This is a genomic window from Halorubrum sp. CBA1125, from assembly GCF_009742825.1.
Classification (GTDB): domain Archaea; phylum Halobacteriota; class Halobacteria; order Halobacteriales; family Haloferacaceae; genus Halorubrum.
This window is the reverse complement of the sequence record NZ_WPCE01000219.1, coordinates 1-4,380: the sequence shown is the minus strand read 5'-3', so window position 1 is coordinate 4,380 and position 4,380 is coordinate 1. Positions and strand designations below refer to the sequence as shown.

Genomic DNA, 4,380 nt, shown 5'->3' with positions numbered 1-4,380 from the left:
TCGTCGAGGGAGCGCGAGGCGCACGGGGCTCGACACGCCCGGTGCTCGTGGGAGCGGCGTCACCCCCAGACACGGTCGAGGAGACCCTGTCGCTCGCCGACGGCGCCATCGTCGGGACGGCGACCAAAACGCGGCGGCGAGACGACCGCGCCGGTCGACGCCGACCGGGTCGCGGCGCTGGTCGAGCGCGCCGACGCGGTCCGCTGACGGGCGCGCCGGCCCTGTCCCGTCTCGTCCCGGCCTGGCCTCGCCTGTCCGGGACTCACCGTCGCCCCGCCGGTCCGGACGCGGAACCGGGCCCCTCGTCCGGCCGCTCCGCGAGGAAGGCCGCGACCGCGTCTCGGGTCGGCAGACCGGGTTGGGTGAACCGCGCCGTGCAGTTGATCGCCGCGACCGCTGCCGCGAATCGGATCCCCTCCACGACGCCCGCGTCAGTGGCGATCCAGCGGTCGATCAGTCCGGCGATGAACGCGTCGCTCGCGCCGGTCGTGTCTTCGACGTCGACGTCGAACGCGTCGAACCGGCGGGGCTCGCCGTCGACGACCGCGGTCATCCCGTCCGCGCCGCGCGTGAGGACGGCACGCGGCCAGCCCGCGTCGGCCACCGATCCCGCGTCGGCCGCCGATCCCCCGTCGTCAGTCGATCCTCCGCCGTGAGGGCGCTCGCGTGTACCGTCTTCCGCGGCGGCCTGCATTGCCGCGATCCGCTCGACTGCCGCCTCGGGGCTCCCGAAGTACGCGGGCGCCGCGACGGCGCCGGCAACGAGGAGGTCGGCCCGGTGGATCAGCCGGTGGATCGTCGCCGGCTCGGTCCCGCGTCCGACGAGTTCCTCGACGGCTCCGGAGAGGTCGAACGCGAGCCGCGTCGCGGCCGGCCCGGAGTCGATCGTGTCGAGGACGGCTCGGGAGACGGCGTCCGGCGCGTACGCCGTGAGGAAGACGGCGTCCGCGTCCGCGACCGCGGCGCGCGCGGCCGCGTCCAGCCGAAGTCGACGGAAGCTCTCACCCGCGGTGACGATGGCCCGTTCGCCGTCCGGCGCCCGGAGGATCACCGACCGCGTCGACGCGTCCGATCCGGTGGCGACGTGGGTGGCGTCGACGCCGGTGTCGGCGAGGTTGTCGAGCGCACGACGGCCGTACGCGTCGTCGCCGACGCGACTCACGAGCGCGACGTCGCGGCCGAGGCGGTCGAGCGCGACGGCGACGTTCGCCCCCACGCCCCCGAACGCGGTGGTGACCTCGCGCGCGAACGCCCCGCCGTCCGGCTCCGGGAGGTTGCTGACGGCGTACCACTCGTCGACGGCCGCGGCCCCGATCGAGACGATCCGCGGGGACCGTCCCTCGTCGGCCGCCGGCCGCGCCGCTTCGTCGCGGCTCACGGCGACCCGTAAAACGACTCGTGGACGGCCATCGCCGCGTCCTCGGCGACGGGGCCCTCCACTACCGTCGTCCCGTCGGCGCGGCGGATCACCTCCGCACAGGGGATCGTCACCACGTCGCCCGCGAGCTCGTCGAGGGTCTCGCCGGCGACGCCGAAGACGACGCGACCGATCCCCGCGTAGTGGTTCGCGGTCGCGCACATCGGACACGGCTCGGTGCTGGCGTACATGGTGCAGGCCGCGCGCTCGTCGGGGTCGAGCTCTCGGGCCGCCCGGCGCGCGAGCGTCAGCTCGGGGTGAGCCGTCACGTCGTCGCTGGTGACGGTCTCGTTTTTCGCCTCCACCCGCACCGCGCCGTCGACGACGAGGAGCGCGCCGAACGGCGTGTTCCCCTCGGCCACGGCCGCCGCCGACAGCTCGATCGCCCGCTCGACGTGTGCGCGGTCGTCGGCGTCGTCGCCGGCCGACCGGTCGGAGTCGTCAGTGTCGTCGGTGCTGTCGGTGCCGTCATTCCCGTCGGGATTCCCCGTCCCGCCGTCGGTCAGCAACCGACCGTCGGCAGCGACGGTCGGCGGCCCTCGACTCCCGCCTCCGAGTGCGTCGTTCGGCATACGAGGAGCCTGCGCCTCCGAGTACCTAACGGTTCCTGCCGGCGTTGCGGTCCGAACGGGGTCGCGTCGGGTGTGCCACTGTGCCGCGCCGGGTGTGTCGCTGGGTGGGTCGCGCCTGATGTACCGCTGGGTGGGCCGCGCCGACCGCGCCGCTCACCGACCGATCGTCCCCTGCCGGGTGATCGGCGCGTCGGGGTCGACGAGGAACGCGACGAGGGTCGCGTCCCGCTCGGCGGTCACCGTCGGCGGCTCCACGGCTGACTCCGACTCCGAGGCCGCCGTCGACGGTCCAGCGGGGGTCGGCGACGACCCGTCGGGCGTCCACAGCAGGCTCTCCGTCGCGTCGAGCGTCACCCCGCCGATCTCGACGGCCCCGTCGAAGACGTACACGTATGCGTGTCGTCCGTCGATCGCGGGTAGCGTCACCGACGCGCCGGCATCGAGACGGACGTCGAAGCAGTCGACCGCGTTGCGCACGGTGAACGGGTGGTCCGAGCCGGCCGGCGCGAACACGCGCCGCCACTCGTTCGGCGTCGGATCCGGCAGCGGCCCGTGTTGGATCCCCGGGTCGAGGTCGAGGGAGTGCGGCCGGACGAATATCTGCAGCATCCGGAGCGGCGGGTCGTCCGCGAGCGTCTCCTCGGCGTGCCAGAACCCCCGGCCGGCGTTCATCACGAGCAGGTGGTCGGCGTCGGTGACGAGCGCGTTGTCCTCGCGGTCGTCGTGGCGCATCACGCCCGCTGGCACCCAAGAGACGATCTCCTCGTTCCGGTGCTGGTGCATCGGGATCAGCGTCCCCGGGTCCATGAACGACTCCACGACGGTCGAGAGCGGCCCGTACCCGTGGTCGTCGTGGGCAGGCCGGTTCCGTCCCGGGAAGTTGAACCGGGTGCGGAACGACCCCTGGTCGCGATACGCGTCCGATCGGGGTGCCGGGAACAGGTCGCGTTCGGTGTCGGCCGAGGATTCCATCGGTCCCACTACGGTCGGGGCGGGCAAAAGCCGCGCGGTGACAGCGCCTCCCGACGGCCGTGAACGCGTCGCCAGCGGGCGGGCGCGGAAACCGACACGGACCGTCGGGAAACGAACGGGGTCACCCGCGACCGACCTCAGTCGGCGGTCGGTCCCGTCGCGGTCTCCAGCCCGGATCCGCTCGGCGGACGGAGCAGGAGCGTCGCCAGCCCCGCGGCGATCGCGAGGCCGCCGCCCAGCGCGAACGTCGGGATCCACCCGAACGTCGCGACGAGGTAGCCGGTCACGCTGCCGGCGAAGACGCCCCCGCCGACCTTCGCGGTGTACAGTACGGCGTAGTTGCCGGATGAGTTTATCGACCCGTAGTAGTCCGCGAGGATCGACGGGAAGTAGACGTACAGCGGGGAGGAGAAGAACATCGCGCCCAGCACGAGGGCGACGAACACCGGGCCGATACCGGCCGCGCCGGCGCCGATCAGCCCGATCCGGAACAGGCCGGCGATCACGAACGATCCCGCCATCACCCGCTTGCGGTCGAACCGGTCGAACGCCTCGCCGAGAACCATCCGCGAGACGCCGGCGGCGACCGGGAGGAGCGTGGCCGACGCGGTCGCGACGATCGCCGCCAGCCCGAAGTTCTCGGCGAACCGGACCACGTTCGCGATCACGACGAGGTCGGCGCTGGCGGTCGCGACGAACATCGCGTACAGCAGCCAGAACTGCCACGTCGAAAGCATCTCGCGGGGAGTGTAGTCGCGTCCGCGGATCGACGCCGCGAGCCCGGCGTCCTCGGCGTCGCGGTCCGAGAGCCCGAGCCAGTCGTCCGGCGGGTCTCGCAGGAGGTACGCCCCGACGAGCGTCACGACGAGGATCCCGAGGCCGACGTTCCGGAGCACGTCGCTGTAGGCCGCCACCGTGGCGTTCGCGCGAACGTACGGGACCACGAGCGCGCTCCCGCCGGCGAACGCCATCGTCCCGATGCCCGTCGTGAGCCCCGTCCGGTCGGGAACCACTTGACCGCGGTGTTGACCGCGACCGTGTAGACGATCCCCACGCCGATCGCCCCGAGCGAGTAGAGGAGGTACAGCTGCCAGAGGCTGGTCGCGTACGCGAGCCCGACGTACCCGCCGCCGGCCAGCAGGGCCGCGAGAAACGTCAGCGCCCCCGGGCCGCGGGCGTCGCGCCACTTCCCGGCCGGGAACTGCGAGAGCGACTGAAACACGACGTAAAACGAGAACACCGCCCCGAGCGCCGGCAGCGCGAGTCGAGACGCTGCGCCAGCGGCTGTTCGATCGACGACCAGACGTACTGGTACGGGCTCACGGCGGCCATCATGCCCGCCGCGGCGGCGATCTGCCACCAGCGGGAGAATCCCAGGACGTCGGCCGCGCGCTCGGCGTAGTCGACGTCGGCCCCGAG

General features: G+C 73.1%; 3 protein-coding genes and 2 pseudogenes. 1 reads left to right on the top strand and 4 read right to left on the bottom strand.

Going from position 1 to position 4,380, the window contains the following annotated elements; genetic code table 11:
• Nucleotides 1–207: pseudogene (locus tag GJ633_RS17940) on the top strand (hypothetical protein); the annotation flags it as partial.
• Between the two features lie 55 nt (nt 208–262).
• On the opposite strand, the gene GJ633_RS14440 reads toward GJ633_RS17940, so the two are convergent.
• The 4 genes and pseudogenes from GJ633_RS14440 to GJ633_RS14425 form a co-directional block, all read right to left on the bottom strand.
• Nucleotides 263–1,378 (bottom strand): carbohydrate kinase family protein, encoded by a 1,116-nt coding sequence (locus GJ633_RS14440; protein WP_321169103.1) that lies wholly within the window; start codon nt 1,376–1,378, stop codon nt 263–265.
• Complete coding sequence (locus GJ633_RS14435) at nt 1,375–1,923, bottom strand: nucleoside deaminase (protein ID WP_394351167.1); 549 nt, start codon at nt 1,921–1,923, stop codon at nt 1,375–1,377. The genes GJ633_RS14440 and GJ633_RS14435 overlap by 4 nt, the downstream gene beginning before the upstream one ends.
• Nucleotides 1,924–2,142: 219 nt before the next feature.
• The gene (locus GJ633_RS14430) at nt 2,143–2,961 is read right to left on the bottom strand and encodes a pirin family protein (RefSeq protein ID WP_156589371.1); all 819 of its coding nucleotides are present in this window, start codon (nt 2,959–2,961) and stop codon (nt 2,143–2,145) included.
• Between the two features lie 137 nt (nt 2,962–3,098).
• A pseudogene (locus GJ633_RS14425) lies at nt 3,099–4,380 on the bottom strand (MFS transporter); the annotation flags it as partial.

Excerpts from the sequence above, each read along its gene's own strand:
- GJ633_RS14430 (WP_156589371.1), bottom strand. The coding sequence starts at position 2,961 with ATGGAATCCTCGGCCGACACCGAACGCGACCTGTTCCCGGCACCCCGA.